Annotated in this window: 16 protein-coding genes; 3 read left to right on the top strand and 13 right to left on the bottom strand. The window is 60.7% G+C overall.

What is annotated here, in order from left to right; genetic code table 11:
- Nucleotides 1–4: 4 nt before the first annotated feature.
- Nucleotides 5–367 carry a nuclear transport factor 2 family protein gene (locus tag ACIK7D_RS04225; protein ID WP_065115026.1) on the top strand — a complete coding sequence of 121 codons (363 nt, stop codon included), beginning with the start codon at nt 5–7 and terminating at the stop codon, nt 365–367.
- 42 nt (nt 368–409) lie between these two features.
- Here the strand turns inward: ACIK7D_RS04225 and dxs are convergent, their stop codons facing one another.
- The 7 genes from dxs to ACIK7D_RS04190 form a co-directional block, all read right to left on the bottom strand.
- On the bottom strand, nt 410–2,329 hold the full coding sequence (gene dxs, locus ACIK7D_RS04220; protein WP_400155695.1) for a 1-deoxy-D-xylulose-5-phosphate synthase: 1,920 nt from the start codon (nt 2,327–2,329) through the stop codon (nt 410–412).
- Between the two features lie 99 nt (nt 2,330–2,428).
- Nucleotides 2,429–3,352 carry a pirin family protein gene (locus ACIK7D_RS04215; protein WP_206912258.1) on the bottom strand — a complete coding sequence of 308 codons (924 nt, stop codon included), beginning with the start codon at nt 3,350–3,352 and terminating at the stop codon, nt 2,429–2,431.
- Between the two features lie 299 nt (nt 3,353–3,651).
- Complete coding sequence (locus ACIK7D_RS04210) at nt 3,652–3,906, bottom strand: exodeoxyribonuclease VII small subunit (protein ID WP_003503059.1); 255 nt, start codon at nt 3,904–3,906, stop codon at nt 3,652–3,654.
- A 2-nt stretch (nt 3,907–3,908) separates the two neighbouring features.
- Nucleotides 3,909–4,844 carry a histone deacetylase family protein gene (locus ACIK7D_RS04205; protein WP_137452279.1) on the bottom strand — a complete coding sequence of 312 codons (936 nt, stop codon included), beginning with the start codon at nt 4,842–4,844 and terminating at the stop codon, nt 3,909–3,911.
- Nucleotides 4,845–4,869: 25 nt separating this feature from the next.
- Nucleotides 4,870–5,433, bottom strand: a complete 564-nt coding sequence (locus ACIK7D_RS04200; protein WP_153513285.1) for a biotin transporter BioY — start codon at nt 5,431–5,433, stop codon at nt 4,870–4,872.
- A gap of 31 nt (nt 5,434–5,464) precedes the next feature.
- Complete coding sequence (locus ACIK7D_RS04195) at nt 5,465–6,067, bottom strand: CbiQ family ECF transporter T component (RefSeq protein WP_400155694.1); 603 nt, start codon at nt 6,065–6,067, stop codon at nt 5,465–5,467.
- The gene (locus ACIK7D_RS04190; RefSeq protein WP_400155693.1) at nt 6,064–6,744 is read right to left on the bottom strand and encodes an energy-coupling factor ABC transporter ATP-binding protein; all 681 of its coding nucleotides are present in this window, start codon (nt 6,742–6,744) and stop codon (nt 6,064–6,066) included. Before ACIK7D_RS04190 ends, ACIK7D_RS04195 begins: the two co-directional genes overlap by 4 nt.
- 113 nt (nt 6,745–6,857) lie before the next feature.
- Here ACIK7D_RS04190 and ACIK7D_RS04185 point away from each other — a divergent pair, with 113 nt between their 5' ends.
- A complete protein-coding gene (locus ACIK7D_RS04185; protein WP_400155692.1) occupies nt 6,858–8,054 on the top strand; it encodes a winged helix-turn-helix domain-containing protein in 1,197 nt (398 codons plus the stop codon).
- 265 nt (nt 8,055–8,319) lie between these two features.
- Here ACIK7D_RS04185 and ribB read toward each other — a convergent pair whose 3' ends face one another.
- The 3 genes from ribB to ACIK7D_RS04170 form a co-directional block, all read right to left on the bottom strand.
- Nucleotides 8,320–9,420, bottom strand: a complete 1,101-nt coding sequence (gene ribB, locus ACIK7D_RS04180; protein ID WP_065115034.1) for a 3,4-dihydroxy-2-butanone-4-phosphate synthase — start codon at nt 9,418–9,420, stop codon at nt 8,320–8,322.
- Between the two features lie 91 nt (nt 9,421–9,511).
- Nucleotides 9,512–10,606, bottom strand: coding sequence for a chorismate synthase (gene aroC / locus ACIK7D_RS04175; protein ID WP_400155691.1), 1,095 nt, complete (start codon nt 10,604–10,606; stop codon nt 9,512–9,514).
- A gap of 5 nt (nt 10,607–10,611) precedes the next feature.
- On the bottom strand, nt 10,612–11,001 hold the full coding sequence (locus tag ACIK7D_RS04170; RefSeq protein WP_400155690.1) for a hypothetical protein: 390 nt from the start codon (nt 10,999–11,001) through the stop codon (nt 10,612–10,614).
- A 40-nt stretch (nt 11,002–11,041) separates the two neighbouring features.
- On the opposite strand from ACIK7D_RS04170, the gene ACIK7D_RS04165 reads away from it, so the two are divergent.
- Nucleotides 11,042–11,302: a DUF1344 domain-containing protein gene (locus tag ACIK7D_RS04165; RefSeq protein WP_162520615.1), complete on the top strand. Its 261-nt coding sequence runs from the start codon at nt 11,042–11,044 to the stop codon at nt 11,300–11,302.
- Between the two features lie 263 nt (nt 11,303–11,565).
- Here the strand turns inward: ACIK7D_RS04165 and ACIK7D_RS04160 are convergent, their stop codons facing one another.
- The 3 genes from ACIK7D_RS04160 to ACIK7D_RS04150 all read right to left on the bottom strand — a co-directional run bounded on the left by ACIK7D_RS04160 (nt 11,566) and on the right by ACIK7D_RS04150 (nt 14,255).
- On the bottom strand, nt 11,566–12,159 hold the full coding sequence (locus ACIK7D_RS04160) for a histidine phosphatase family protein (RefSeq protein WP_080817496.1): 594 nt from the start codon (nt 12,157–12,159) through the stop codon (nt 11,566–11,568).
- 30 nt (nt 12,160–12,189) lie between these two features.
- Nucleotides 12,190–13,008: an enoyl-ACP reductase FabI gene (fabI, locus tag ACIK7D_RS04155; RefSeq protein ID WP_003521090.1), complete on the bottom strand. Its 819-nt coding sequence runs from the start codon at nt 13,006–13,008 to the stop codon at nt 12,190–12,192.
- Between the two features lie 131 nt (nt 13,009–13,139).
- Nucleotides 13,140–14,255, bottom strand: coding sequence for a DnaJ C-terminal domain-containing protein (locus ACIK7D_RS04150; RefSeq protein WP_400155689.1), 1,116 nt, complete (start codon nt 14,253–14,255; stop codon nt 13,140–13,142).
- Nucleotides 14,256–14,455: the final 200 nt, after the last annotated feature.

Here is a 14,455-nt window from a genome sequence, read left to right as displayed (position 1 = left end):
AATCATGACGCAACATCTCACAATCGCCCAGACCTATCTCGCAGCCTGGAACGAAGAGGACAATGAACGCCGCAGGCATCTCGTCGGGCAGGCATGGGCAGAAAATACGCGCTACGTCGATCCGCTGATGCAGGGCGAAGGCCAGCAGGGGATTGCCGCGATGATCGAGGCGGCGCGGCAGAAATTTCCGGGATATCGCTTCGTTCTTGCCGGCACCCCGGATGGTCACGGCAACTTCACCCGTTTCTCATGGCGTCTCATTTCGCCTGACGGGGACGATGTTGCTGGCGGAACCGATGTCGTCAGCCTGAATGCCGAGGGACGGATCGAGAATGTCGTCGGTTTTCTCGATGGCGCGGCATCCTGAGAAAGAGGCGGGATGGTCCCGCCTCCTGTCCCGGCAATCTTGTCAGCCGGCGAAACCGACGCCGGCCTGACGCTGGCCGAGCGCATTAAACACGGTGGAAACGATGCCGGCCCGGTCAAGGCCGGCATTGGCATACATGGTTTCGGGTTTGGCCTGCTCCACCCACTGGTCGGGCAGGGTCAGGGTCCGGACCTTGGGGCCATGGTCAAGCAGGCCGGCGCTGGCCATGAAATGCAGCACATGCGCGCCGAAACCGCCGACAGAGCCTTCTTCGATCGTCACCAGAACTTCGTGATGGCTGACCAACTGGCGGATGAGATCGAGATCGAGCGGCTTGGCGAAGCGCGCATCGGCAACCGTGGTGGAAAGGCCGGCCGCTTCAAGGTCTTCGGCCGCCGCCAGGCATTCCGCCAGCCGCGTGCCGAAGGAGAGCAGCGCAACCTTGGTGCCTTCCTTGATGATGCGACCCTTGCCTATCTGGAGAATCTCACCACGCGCGGGCATTTCGACACCCACGCCTTCACCGCGCGGGTAGCGGAAGGAAATCGGGCCTTCATCATAGGCCGCTGCCGTGCGCACCATATGTTTCAGCTCCGCCTCGTCGGCCGCCGCCATCACCACCATGCCCGGCAGGGTGGCGAGGAAAGTCGTGTCGAACGAACCGGCATGGGTCGGCCCGTCAGCACCGACAAAACCGGCACGGTCGATGGGGAAACGCACCGGCAGGCTCTGGATCGCCACATCATGCACCAGCTGGTCGTAACCGCGTTGCAGGAAAGTGGAATAAAGCGCGCAGAACGGCTTGTAACCATCAGCCGCAAGTCCTGCCGCGAAGGTCACGGCATGCTGCTCGGCAATGCCGACATCGAAGGTGCGAGACGGGAAAAGCTCGGCCATCTTGTCGAGGCCTGTGCCATTCGGCATGGCGGCCGTCACACCGATGATCTTTTCGTCGAGCGTCGCTTCCTGGATCAGGGCTTCGGCAAAGACGCTGGTATAGCTCGGCGCATTCGGCTTGGCTTTCGCCTGCGCGCCGGTGATGACGTCGAACTTGTTGACGCCGTGATATTTGTCGGCTGCGGCTTCCGCCGGCGCGTAACCCTTGCCCTTCTGCGTCACCACATGGATGAGAACAGGGCCCTTCTGGTTGTCGCGCACATTGCGCAGCACCGGCAGGAGGTGATCGAAGGAATGACCGTCGATCGGTCCGATGTGATAGAAGCCAAGCTCCTCGAACAGCGTGCCGCCGGTCACGTAACCGCGCGCATGGGTCACGGCGCGGGTAATGGCGCGGTCGATGGTCTTGCCGAGATAAGCCGTCAGTTTCTTGCCGAAATCGCGGAAGCCCATATAGGTGCGGCCGGAGGCGAGGCGTGCCAGATAAGCGCTCATCGCGCCCGTCGGCGGCGCAATCGACATGTCGTTGTCATTGAGGATGACGATCAGCCGCGCATCGAGCGCACCGGCATTGTTCAATGCCTCAAACGCCATGCCCGCCGACATCGAGCCGTCGCCAATGATGGCTACGACCTTGCGGTCGCTGCCATCAAGACCCGCCGCCACCGCCATGCCGAGGCCGGCGGAAATGGAGGTGGAGGAATGGCCGGCGCCGAAATCATCATATTCGCTTTCGGCCCGCCGGGTGAAACCGGAAAGCCCATCTTCCTGCCGCAGCGTGCGGATGCGATCCCGTCGGCCGGTCAGGATCTTGTGCGGATAACATTGATGGCCGACATCGAAGATCAGCCGGTCCTCGGGCGTGTTGAACACCTTGTGAATGGCAATCGTCAGTTCCACCACGCCAAGGCCGGCACCCAGATGGCCACCGGTCTTCGATACGGCGTCAATCATCTCGTCGCGCAGTTCCCGTGCCAGTTCCGGCAGGTCGCGATCATCGATCTCCTTGAGATCGGAGGGAAAATTCACCCGGTCGAGCAATGGTGTCTGTGGCATTCCGGTCAATCGTTCGGCCTTTTCTTGTCGTCAGCAGGGCGTGCCAGAGCGTCTTTCATGTCGAAAGCCGACGGTGCAGCCCTGCATGTCGTACACTTCTATAGAATTTCAACCTTCCGGCAAAGGGACAAACTCTTCTTCGTCGCCGGGAACGATGTCGAAGCGTCCGGTTCTCCACTCCTGTTTGGCCTGTTCTATGCGTTCTTTTGATGACGAAACGAAGTTCCACCAGATGTAACGGCGTTCATTCAGCGCCGCCCCGCCAAAGATCATGATGTGACAGCCATTGCTGCCGGCCTGCAGCGTGATGTCGTCGCCGGGCCGGAAGACGAGCAGTTGATCGGCGGCGAAGATATCGCCAGCCACATCCAACGAACCGGACAGAATATAGATCGCCCGCTCCTCATGATCGGCGGAGAAGGGGAATTTTACCCCCGGCTCCAGCGAAAGATCGACATAAAGCGTATCGGTAAAGGACGAAACCGGGGAGGTGAGGCCTTCGAATTCGCCGATCACCACCCGGCCTGTCGCACCCTTGAGGTCGATCAGCGGCATGTCTTCCTTCGCCGTGTGGGCAAAGGCGGGGGCGATTTCTTCCATGTTGTCTGGCAGGGCAAGCCAGGTCTGCAGGCCGGACATGGAAAGCGGATGGCCACGCAGGTTTTCCGGCGTGCGTTCCGAATGCACGATGCCACGCCCGGCCGTCATCAGGTTGATGTCGCCGGGGCGAATGACGAGTTCGGTGCCGAGACTGTCCCGGTGCTTGATTTCGCCGTCGAACAGATAGGTAACGGTGGAGAGCCCGATATGCGGATGCGGCTTGACGTCGAGCGCCTCACCCGCCTTCAGGATGGCCGGGCCCATGCGATCGAAAAAGATGAACGGCCCCACAAGCCGCCGCTGCCGGGTCGGCAGCGCACGACGCACGGCAAAACCGCCAATATCACTGGTTCGGGGAATGATCAGGTTCTCGATGGCATCGCAGGCAAAAGCATCACCCGCGACGGGATCGTTGCCGGGAAAGAAGGACATCGCAAGCTCCTCGTATGGTCTGGCGGGAGTTTAGCATAACCGAGGGGGAGGGGAGCATCGCGATATCGAACGCAGCGTCAACGATCCTTGTTAACACGACATTGTGAGAACACCTTACGGCCGGGGAAAGTTTTGAAACCTCTCCTCCGTCATCCTCGGGCTTGTCCCGAGGATCTAAACACGTCAAGAAAATCAGGTAGTTGCAGATCCTCGGGACCAGCCCGAGGATGATGTCGAGTGTTTGAATCGGGAGGTGGCTACCTTATCGAATCACGTCCAAAAGCTCCCGCTAAACGCAGTCATTCCCCGTCGAGCGGCTCCACACCCTGCGGCTTGCCCGCACGATCGAGACGGATTTTCTCGATTCGCTTTTCAGCGGCGTTCAACAGCGTCTCGCAGTGTTTCTTCAGGGCTTCGCCGCGCTCATAGATGGCGATTGATTCGTCCAGCGCCACGTCTCCGCGTTCCAGGCGTGCGACAATGCTTTCCAGCTCGGCGACGGCCTTTTCGAAGGAATAACCGCTGACATCGGCTGTGTTGGCATTTTCCGTCATGTTCAACCCTTCATCATTCTCAAAATATGCATGGCTGCCGATTCCGCCAGCCCTTCCAGATCATAACCACCTTCAAGCAGGCTGACGACCCGGTTCGATGCGTATTTGTCGGCCATTTCCAGAAGCCGGCCCGTCGCCCAGTCGAAATCCTCGCCCACCAGATTGATCTGTGCCAGCGGATCGCGGTGATGCGCGTCGAAACCGGCGGAGATGAGGATGAGATCAGGCGAAAAATCGGCAATCGCCGGCAACACGCGGGATTTGAAGGCCTCGCGAAAGTGGTCGCTGCCGGTATTGGGCGAAAGCGGGGCGTTGACGATATTGTTCTTCGCGCCGGTTTCGTTTTTATCGCCGCTCCACGGGTAAAGCGGCATCTGGTGGGTGGAACAGAACAGCACGGAAGTGTCGTTCCAGAAGATGTCCTGCGTGCCGTTGCCGTGATGCACGTCCCAGTCGATGATGGCGACGCGCTCTGCCCCATGTTTTTTCTGGGCATGGCGGGCGGCAATCGCCACATTGTTGAAAAGACAGAAACCCATGGCCTTGGCGGTTTCCGCATGGTGGCCGGGCGGGCGGGCGGCGACGAAGACATTGTCGGCAGCGCCGGTAAACACGTCATCCACCGCAGCCATTGCCGCACCGATGCCGGTCAGCGCCGCCTGCAGGCTTTTCGGCGAGGCATAGGTATCCGCCTCGATGCGGTTGATCTCGCCATCCTCTTGCGGGATCTGCCGCATGACGGCAAGCAGATGCTCTTCCGGATGCGCCAGCAGCACCGCATCCTCATTGGCCTGCGGCGCTTCCTTCCGTTCCAGCCGCTCGAAATTCGGATGTTCGAGCGCGATGTTCAGCGAACGCAGGCGGTCCGGTCGCTCCGGGTGGCCTTCGGGCGTGATATGCTCGAGGAAGATCGGGTGTTCGTATAAACGCGTCGCCATGCTTTTCCTCCCGAAGAAAGTCTGTTCAGGCGCGCTGCGGCAGAAGCGGATAACCGGCCATCACGGCACGGCCGGCCAGTGCGGCAAGCACGGCCTTCAGCGCATCGCCGGGAATGAAGGCGAGCGAACCCATGAAGGCCTTTTCGAAACCAAGCCCGACGACCAGCGCCAGATAGGTGATGCCGAAGGCATAAAGCACCACCACGCCGCCGATGAGGCTGGCGACGAAGAAACCGATGCCCTGCGCCAGAGCGGACTGGCTGCGATTGACGAGTTTTTCCGAGAGCGTGCCGGTGACGAAGACAGCCGCGATCCAGCCGATCAGGAAGCCCGTCGTCGGCGTGGTGAAGATGGAAAGACCACCGCGTCCGCCCGACAGGACCGGCAGGCCGATGGCGGCAATCAGGATCGTCAGCAGCACCGCGAGCGTGCCGCGCTTCGCGCCCAGCACGACACCGGCCAGCATGACGCCGAGCGACTGAGCGGTGATCGGCACGGGAATGAAGCCGAGCGTGATCGGCGGCAGAAGCCCAAGTGCGATGATGATGGCGGAAAACAGCGAGATCAGCACAAGGTCGCGGGTCGTCATGGCTCGGAAACTCCGGATGGTTATCTGGCCGTCAGCTTTGGCCTCTGAAACCGCGCGCGTCAATGGCGTCGGCAATGGCATCGGCATCCTTCAACGTCATAATGACGAGTGGCACGATGATGGTCGCCATCCGCACGGGCAGGCCGCGAGCCCGGTGTGCGTCACGCACCGCATGATACCGGTTGACGATCTCGGGCACGAAACGCACGACGAGCCCGACCGCAAGCCCGATATCGGCAGCCTTGACCAGCCCCAGCCTTTCGAGAGGGGCGGCGGCAAGCGTGATCTCATTCATGAACTGCGAGATGCTGACGGTGATGGTGACGGCGGTGGCAAGCAGCGCCAGCGCCGTCAGCCGCAAAAGATTGACTGTCGCATGGGTCGGAAGCAAAAGATAGCTGAAAGCCGCGACGAGGAAGATGGTCAGCATCACCGGCCGCAGCCGCAGGCCGATATCCTGGAAGGGTAGCCGCGTCTCGCGCAGGATGGCGGCGGCGAGAACCACGGCGCATCCCAGCAACAACAGATCGCGGGTAAGGAACAGCGCGATGCTGAAGCCCATCAGCGTCAGGAGCTTGAGGCGCGGCGAGACGCGGTAGAGCCAGCCCGTGCCTTCAACGTGCAGCGATTTCATCGCGCCACCGCCGCGAGATATTGCGCCACTGCCTCTTCAGGCGCGGCGTCCGCAATCAGCGCGCCGCCGTGGAAAACCAGCACACGGTCGAAGCCTTCAAGCAGCGGCAGATCATGGGTGATGACGATGAGCGACTGCGACAGTGTCGCCATGGTCTTTTCCACGACAGCCCGGTTTTTGAGATCAAGCTGGTTGGTCGGTTCATCGAGAATAAGGATGTGCGGTTCGGTAACCAGAAGCGCGGCCAGCGCCGCAAGCTGCAGCTCCCCGCCGGAAAGCTCATGCGCGCGCCGTTCTTCGAGATGGGAAATGCCAAGTCTGGCAAGAACGGCCTTCACCCGGGCTTCGGTTTCCGCCCTGCCGAGGCCGAGCCGCTTCAGCCCGAAGGCGACATCGTCGCGCACGATCGGCAGGATGATCTGGTTCTGCGGATTCTGGAAGATGAAACCGACCGTCTGCAAGACAGCCTTGGCATCCGTCACGGTGTCGAGACCGTTGACCGCAACCTTGCCCTCGCTCGGCTTGTTCAGCCCGTTGATCAGCCGCGCAAAGGTGGTCTTGCCGGAACCATTAAGGCCGATCACGCCGATACGCCGTTCCGTCAATGTCAGAGACAGCGGCTGCAGGGCCTGCCGGCCCTCGAAAGCGACACCGGCGGCGTCGAAACGGATTTCCAAGCTTACATCCTCGCGCTCGTTTTCCGGTTCTATACCCCGTCATCAACAGAAGTGAAACAAGGAACAAAAAAAGAACATTGCAATCCTGAAAAAGCCGTCATACCTTCTGCACCATGGTGATCAAGGTTTCAAACGAAGCGGCAAGACGAATTTTTCTGGCGCGGCAGGGGCTTTCCTCGCCGCCCGGCAAGGCGCTTTCCAAGAGCGACCTGCTGCAGCTGATAACCGATATCGGTTTTGTGCAGGTGGACAGCATCGGCACGGTGGAGCGCGCCCACCATCAGATCATCTTCTCCCGCAACCAGACCTACAGGCGTGATCATCTGACCACGCTTTTGGAAAAGGACCGGGCGCTGTTCGAGCACTGGACACATGACGCTTCCATCGTGCCGACGGAATTTTATCCCTATTGGAAGCATCGTTTCCGCCGCCGCGAGCCGATCATCCAGGAGCGCTGGCGCAAATGGCACGGCGAGGGTTTCGACGCCGCTTTCGGTGAAACGCTGGAGCGCATTGCCGCAACCGGGCCGGTTCTGGCGCGGGAGTTGAAAGAGGAGGGGCACCAGTCCGGCGGCTGGTGGAACTGGCATCCTTCCAAGACCGCGCTCGAATATCTCTGGCACACCGGGAAGCTGGCGATCGCTGGCCGGGTGAATTTCCAGAAGGTCTATGATCTCGCCGAACGGGTCATTCCCGGCGAGCATCACGAAACCGAGGTGGAGCATGCGGAATTCGTCGACTGGGCCTGCCGACAGGCGCTGAAACGGCTGGGTTTCGCCACCCATGGCGAAATCGCCGCCTTTTTCGATCTCGTCACCCCGCAGGAGGCGAGGGACTGGGTCAAGAGCCACCGCGATGAACTCTGTGAGGTCTCGCTTCTTGCAAGCGATGGCGACACTGCCCGCCTGTCTTATGCCTTTGCTGATTTCACCGCCGACCTGACCGACGTGCCGGAACCGTCGTCCCGCGTCCGTGTCCTCAGCCCCTTCGATCCGCTTTTGCGTGACCGCAACCGCACGGAGAGGCTGTTCGACTTTTATTACCGCATCGAGGTCTTCGTGCCGGAGCCGAAAAGGCAATATGGCTATTATGTCTTCCCGCTTCTGGAGGGCGACCGCGTGATCGGTCGCATCGACATGAAGGCGGATCGCAAGCGCAGCACGCTCGATGTTCGGCGCCTGTGGCTGGAACCGGGCGTGCGTGCCTCGGCGGGCCGGCTGGAGAAGCTCGACGCGGAGCTGGCGCGGCTCGCGAAATTTACGGGGGTGGAGAGCGTGAATTATCTGGAGGGCTGGCGGGAAGAAAGCTGAAGTTTTTCGCTCTGGACACTGTGAGAGTGACATCCCACCACGCGACGCCATCTTCGCAGCTGAGGTAGCCCGGCGTCGCCGCGTGTTTCTTCTCCCCGCCGGGGAGAAGGTGGCCCGAAGGGTCGGATGAGGGGGCAAGCTCTCCGAAATCCGGCAAGGGTGCCCCTCATCCCGCTGCCGCGGACTTCTCCCCCTCGAGGAGAAGAAACAAGGGGCACCCACTCGCTTCACAATTGCCCTGGAAAACCAAGGCAAACCCCAAAAATCAGCAGATATCCGTCGCCGAAATCTGGATGCCGAAGCCTTCAAGCCCGACATAATGCCGTTCGCGGGTGGTCAGCAGCTTGATGGAGCTGATGCCGAGATCCTTGAGGATCTGCGCGCCGAGGCCGATTTCCAGCCATTCGTTTTCGCGCGAACGGGCCTGGGCATGCGCTTCGTCCGGGTCACGCGCCTTGCGCCGTCCGGCAACCTGGCCAACGCCAACGGAGCCTTCGCGCAGATAGACGATGACGCCGCGTCCTTCCTCGGCGATCTTCTGCATATAATGCCGCACTGGCTGGCGATCGCCGAACACGTCGTCGGCGACGTTTTCGGGGTGCAGGCGAACGGGAATATCGATACCGTCGCGGATATCGCCGAAAATCACCGCCATGTGCTGCATCGGATCCCAGGGCAGGGAATAGGTCTGCGCCTTGGCTGGCCCGAAGGGCGTTTCGATGGTGAAGGAGGATTCCATCTCCACCAGCGTTTCCTTGCGCTGGCGATAGGCGATGAGATCGGCGACCGAAACGTGTTTCATGCCGTGTTTGTCGGCGAAATCCAGCACCTGCGGGCCGCGCATCACGCTGCCATCGTCATTCACCAGCTCGCTGATGACGCCGATGGGCGGCAGGCCGGCGAGACGGCAGAGATCGACCGCCGCTTCGGTATGGCCGGAACGCATCAACACGCCGCCCTCACGGGAAATCAGCGGGAAGATATGGCCCGGCCGGGTGAAATCGGAAGCGCCGACATTGGGATTGGCGAGATTGCGCACCGTGAGGGTGCGGTCATCGGCGGAAATGCCCGTCGTTGTGCCGTGCTTGAAATCGACGCTGACGGTGAAGGCCGTCGTATGGGCGCTGTCATTTTCCGCCACCATGGCGTTGAGGTTCAGCCGCTTGGCCTCCTCGCGCGGCATGGGCGCGCAGACGATGCCCGAGGTATGACGCACGATCAGCGCCATTTTTTCAGGCGTGCAGTGAACCGCTGAAATGATCAGATCGCCTTCGTTCTCGCGGTCGTCATCGTCGGTCACAACGACGATTTCACCGGCTTCGAAAGCGCGGATGGCGTCCACGACGCGTTTCTGGTCATAGGCCATGGCGATATCCCCTCACTTCAGAGCAACGGTTCGTTGCTCTTTTTGTTTCTTTAGCGGATTGTCCGAAAACCGCTTCACACTTTTCGGTCCGCTAAAGCCGGCCGGTCTGGCCGCGGTCCCTCAGATAATGGTCGGCAACGGTGCAGGCCACCATCGCCTCACCAATCGGCACCGCGCGAATGCCGACGCAGGGGTCGTGGCGGCCCTTGGTGCGCACATCGACATTGTTGCCGTCGGTATCGATCGACAGGCGCTCCGTCAGAATGGAGGAGGTGGGCTTGATGGCGAAGCGGGCGATGACCGGCTCACCGGTCGCGATGCCGCCCAGAATGCCGCCGGCATGGTTGGACAGGAAAATCGGCTTGCCGTCATTGCCCATGCGCATCTCATCGGCATTTTCCTCGCCGGAAAGCTCGGCCGAGGCGAAACCTTCGCCGATTTCCACGCCCTTGACGGCGTTGATCGACATCAGGCTGGAGGCGATATCCTGATCGAGCTTGGCATAGATCGGCGCGCCGATGCCGGCCGGAACCCCTTCAGCCACCACTTCGACGACGGCCCCGATGGAGGAGCCGGCCTTGCGGATGCCGTCGAGATACTCTTCCCACACCGGCACCATCGCCGCATCCGGGCAGAAGAACGGGTTCTGGTCGACCTGATTCCAATCCCAGTTGTCGCGGTTGATCTTGTGCTTGCCGATCTGCACCAGCGCGCCGCGCACATTGAGGCTTGGCACCACCTTGCGGGCGATAGCGCCAGCAGCGACACGCGCTGCGGTCTCGCGCGCGGAAGAACGCCCGCCGCCGCGATAGTCGCGAATGCCGTATTTCAGGTCATAGGTGAAATCCGCATGGCCCGGGCGGAACCGTTTGGCGATCTCGCCATAATCCTTCGAACGCTGGTCGGTGTTTTCGATCAGCATGGAAATCGGCGTGCCCGTCGTGATCATCGTCTCGCCGTCCTCATCCAGCATCACGCCGGAGAGAACCTTGACGATGTCGTCCTCGCGACGCTGGGTGACGAAACGGCTCTGGCCGGGTTTGCGCTTGTCCATCCAGTGCTGCACTTCGGCGAGGGTAAAGCGCAGGCCGGGCGGGCAGCCATCCACCACGCAGCCAAGTGCCGGCCCATGGCTTTCTCCCCAGGTGGTAACGCGAAAAAGATGACCGAAGCTGTTATGCGACATAGTTCTCAAAACCGGAAAACAGGGCGCCTGCGGGTAGCGCCGTTTAAAACAAGCGGATTTGTCTTAGTGTAAATCCCGACAAGGCAAAAGCCTTTCTTTCGCTGCGGCAGGATAAGTGCCGAACACGACATCGACAGGCGTCTTCCCCATCCCGTCGACAGGCGCCGGGATGAGAGTGGGCGGCGATTCGGGCCGGTGAGCGCGGTTTTTCGAGATGACGGAAATGTAAATGCGCCGCCGTTTTCCACGTTTATCCGAAGTTTTCCAATATTGCCGCGAAATGCGGTGTAAAAATCACTAACGGCTTGAACACGATCCCAAATCCGTTCATCAATTGGGCCGAAAATGTCATGGTTGCGGGCAATTTCCGCCACATTCGAAAGGCAATTCTTCATGCATGTAAGGTTTTCACGCAAATCCACGAAAGCTAGATCGATGCGTATGATGATTGCCGCCCTTCTGGCCACCGCCAACCTCCTGATGCCCATCAACGGCTACGCCCAGAGCGTCGACGTGGAAGGCACGATCAGCAAGATCGATGCGAACGGGCTGAGCATTACGCTCAACGACGGCAAGACCTATCGCGTGCCGGAAGAGTTCAACTTCGAAGGTTTGAAGGCGGGCGTGAAGGTCGTGGTTTTCTATACGGAAGTGGATGGGAAACGCGTGGTGGACGATCTTCAGGTCGTTGAGTAAGGCTGTGTCCCCTTTACGCAGCCCTCGTGCCAAAACGTCCGTTGTGAAACGGGCGTCTGCATCCCTTTCTTCTCCCCTCCGGGGAGAAGTCCGCGGCAGCGGGATGAGGGGGCGAGGGTAGAGATATTCGGAGAGGGCACCCCCCCTCATCCGACCCTTCGGGCCACCTTCTCCCCGGCGGGGAGAGGAAACAAGCCGCGACGTCTCGCCACTCATGGGAAACACCTGACGGACCATCCAGAGACTTGCTCTCTGTCAGCCCCTCACCAAATCCACTCCGCACTGTTCCTGTCGATCTCGACCTTCAAAATCCGGTCCTGCGGGATTTGCGTGCGTGACGCCTCGTCCTTGTCCATGCCGGAGACCAGCCGGAAGATCGAGCGGATGACGCCGCCGTGGCAGACGCATATCGTCGGAACCTCGACAGAGGAAAGCCATGCGCCGATGCGCCAGGAGAGGATTTCATAGCTTTCGGCATCCTGGCCGGGGGGGATGAAATCCCATTTGTTGGCCTTGCGGGCCTTCACCCGGTCCGGGAACTCTTTTTTCAGCTCCGGCAGGGTTTGCCCTTCCCAGTCGCCGAAGGAAACTTCGATCAGGCGATCGTCGGTACGATAGGCCTTGGGATCGAGGCCCATGGCGCCGCGCATCAGTTCCATGGTCTCGCGCGTGCGCCCGAGCGGGCTTGCCACATAGTCGAAATCCGTGGCCTGTTCTCCCAGCAGATGCGCGAGGAGTTTGCCGTTGCCGACCGCCTGCTGGCGGCCGAAATCGTTGAGCGGAATGTCTTTCTGGCCCTGAAGCCGGCGTATCGCATTCCAGTCCGTTTGTCCGTGCCGGATCACATAGACGAGCAAGGCGATACCCCGTTCTTACAACTTGCAGGCTTAGTCCTTCACCACCGAAATGTCAGGCGCATCCACCGCCTTCATGCCGATGGTGTGGTAACCGGAATCGACATGGTGGATTTCCCCGGTCACGCCGGTCGAAAGGTCGGACAGCAGGTAAAGCGCCGACTTGCCGACTTCCTCGATGGAAACGGTGCGCTTCAGCGGCGCGTTATATTCGTTCCATTTCAGAATGTAGCGGAAGTCACCGATGCCGGAGGCTGCAAGCGTCTTGATCGGGCCGGCGGAAACGGCGTTGACGCGGATGCCGCGATTGCCGAGGTCGACGGCGAGGTAACGCACGCTGGCCTCGAGAGCAGCCTTGGCCACGCCCATGACGTTGTAGTTCGGCATGACCTTTTCGGCGCCGTAATAGGTCAGCGTGATGATCGAGCCGCCATCATTCATGACCGGCTCGGCGCGCTTGGCAACGGCGGCCAGCGAGAAGACGGAAATGTCCATGGTGCGGTTGAAATTGTCGCGGCTGGTATCGAGGTAACGGCCGGTCAGCTCATCCTTGTCGGAAAAGGCGATGGCGTGCACGACGAAGTCGATCTTGCCCCAGTGCTTTTCCAGCCCGGCAAAAACCGCATCGATCGTCTCGAGATCGGTCACATCGCAGTGACCGGCCATGAAGGCGCCCAGTTCCTGCGCCAGCGGCTCGACACGCTTCTTCAGCGCGTCGCCCTGCCAAGTCAGCGCAACTTCCGCGCCCGCGTCGGCACAGGCCTTGGCGATGCCCCAAGCGATGGAACGATTATTAGCGACACCCATGATGAGGCCGCGTTTGCCAGCCATGAGGCCGGATGCCTGAGCCATTTTATGCTCCCTAGTACTTTTGATCGGTCCTGCCTATGGCATAGGCTGCAATCCTGTTCAAGATTGCCAAAGATCATCAACTGTTAGGGAGCGTAACAAAGGGTGCGTTGTCCCGGCTATTCGCAAAACTTTCACAAATAAAGGCCTTCGCGCATGTGCCGCATCAGGTCGGTCACCTTTTCATCCGGCTTTTCCAAGAGAACGATGCGCAATTCGATGACGAGATCGCCCTGTCCGCCCTTGCCGTCGGCGAGGCCCTTGCCGGTAAGCCTCAGCACGCGGTCCGAGCCGGACCAGGCCGGAATGGTGATGTTTTCTTCACCGAGCGGTGTCGCGACTTTCGTTTCACACCCCAGAACCGCGTCGCTGAGCGAGATCGGCAGCGTCGTGTGAATATCGAAGCCACGAAGGGAAAACGCGTCGTCACGGGCGGTCAGCAACGTCACGGCAAGATCGCCGCGCGCCATGTTGGGAAGCTTCAGCCCCTGTCCCTTCAGCCGCACCACGTGTCCGTCGCTCATGCCGGCTTCGAGCTGGAAGCGAACCTCGCGCTCGTCGGCAAGCGACACGGTAATCCACCTGTGTTCCAGCAGATCGGCGACCGTGACGGTGGCCTCCGCAGTGATGTCCGGCGCTTTTTCGGGAGCCGGCTGCTGCGTGCGGAAACGGCGCACCAGAGCGCTGAAAAGATTGGCAGCGAGCGATGCGGGTGCTGTCCTGTCATCGCCGGCGCCGGGCTGCGCCGTCTCGCCGGCACCCGGAATATCGCTTTTTGCGGCGCCCGCAGCAGCCTTTGCCGCTTCCGCCGCCTGCTGCACCTTGGGATCGTTCTGCGCCTCGGCGCCAAAAATCCGTTCGACGATATCTTCGGCGGTTTCCGCCTTGGCGTCGGTTTTCTGGCCGGTCTGCGCCCGGTTGCGGGCGTCGGCGCGAGCCAGTTCCTCCATCAGCTTTTCGGCGGCCTTGGCGCGCTCGGCAGCCTCGCGCGCGGCTTCCCGCTGCTGCATGATGGTTTCGCCGCGCTGTTTCTTTTCGGCAGCCCTGCGGGCCTGATCGTAGAGATCCCGCTTTTTCGGGTCTTTGAGAAGATCGTATGCCTGCCCGATCTCGGCGAATCGCGCAGAGGCGTCGGGATCGTCGCGATTGGCGTCCGGATGGACGGTTTTCGCCTTCGTGCGCCAGGCGGCCTTGATTTCCTCGTGGCGGGCGTCACGTTTTACGCCGAGGATCGAATATGGATCGCGCATGCGAAACACCAGTTACGTTGGCTCAGGCGCTGCCGCCCTTCATGGCGCAATCCTGAAACTAACCCCTCCGAAAAGGGATGCCCGCGATCATTCGCCTGCACGCCCTCGGTTTAATCAACGTCGACTGTTGCAATAAGTTGCTAATCACTCCTTTACGGAGCAAGCGCGCCGCACCCGGGCCGGCTCTATTCCATATTTAA

It is taken from the genome of Agrobacterium sp. P15N1-A, from assembly GCF_044626815.1.
GTDB classification, from domain to species: domain Bacteria; phylum Pseudomonadota; class Alphaproteobacteria; order Rhizobiales; family Rhizobiaceae; genus Agrobacterium; species Agrobacterium leguminum.
Note: the sequence above shows the minus strand (reverse complement) of the source record. Positions and strands in the feature narration are given on the sequence as shown.

Bases quoted from the DNA above. Each gene is read 5' to 3' on its own strand.
- ACIK7D_RS04200 (WP_153513285.1), bottom strand. From the start codon at position 5,433: ATGACGACCCGCGACCTTGTGCTGATCTCGCTGTTTTCCGCCATCATC.
- ACIK7D_RS04205 (WP_137452279.1), bottom strand. From the start codon at position 4,844: ATGGCGACGCGTTTATACGAACACCCGATCTTCCTCGAGCATATCACG.
- ACIK7D_RS04170 (WP_400155690.1), bottom strand. From the start codon at position 11,001: ATGAAGAATTGCCTTTCGAATGTGGCGGAAATTGCCCGCAACCATGAC.
- ACIK7D_RS04210 (WP_003503059.1), bottom strand. From the start codon at position 3,906: ATGACGGAAAATGCCAACACAGCCGATGTCAGCGGTTATTCCTTCGAA.
- fabI (WP_003521090.1), bottom strand. From the start codon at position 13,008: ATGGCTCAGGCATCCGGCCTCATGGCTGGCAAACGCGGCCTCATCATG.
- ribB (WP_065115034.1), bottom strand. From the start codon at position 9,420: ATGGCCTATGACCAGAAACGCGTCGTGGACGCCATCCGCGCTTTCGAA.
- ACIK7D_RS04215 (WP_206912258.1), bottom strand. From the start codon at position 3,352: ATGTCCTTCTTTCCCGGCAACGATCCCGTCGCGGGTGATGCTTTTGCC.
- ACIK7D_RS04225 (WP_065115026.1), top strand. From the start codon at position 5: ATGACGCAACATCTCACAATCGCCCAGACCTATCTCGCAGCCTGGAAC.
- ACIK7D_RS04150 (WP_400155689.1), bottom strand. From the start codon at position 14,255: ATGCGCGATCCATATTCGATCCTCGGCGTAAAACGTGACGCCCGCCAC.
- aroC (WP_400155691.1), bottom strand. From the start codon at position 10,606: ATGTCGCATAACAGCTTCGGTCATCTTTTTCGCGTTACCACCTGGGGA.
- ACIK7D_RS04165 (WP_162520615.1), top strand. From the start codon at position 11,042: ATGCGTATGATGATTGCCGCCCTTCTGGCCACCGCCAACCTCCTGATG.
- ACIK7D_RS04185 (WP_400155692.1), top strand. From the start codon at position 6,858: ATGGTGATCAAGGTTTCAAACGAAGCGGCAAGACGAATTTTTCTGGCG.
- ACIK7D_RS04195 (WP_400155694.1), bottom strand. From the start codon at position 6,067: ATGAAATCGCTGCACGTTGAAGGCACGGGCTGGCTCTACCGCGTCTCG.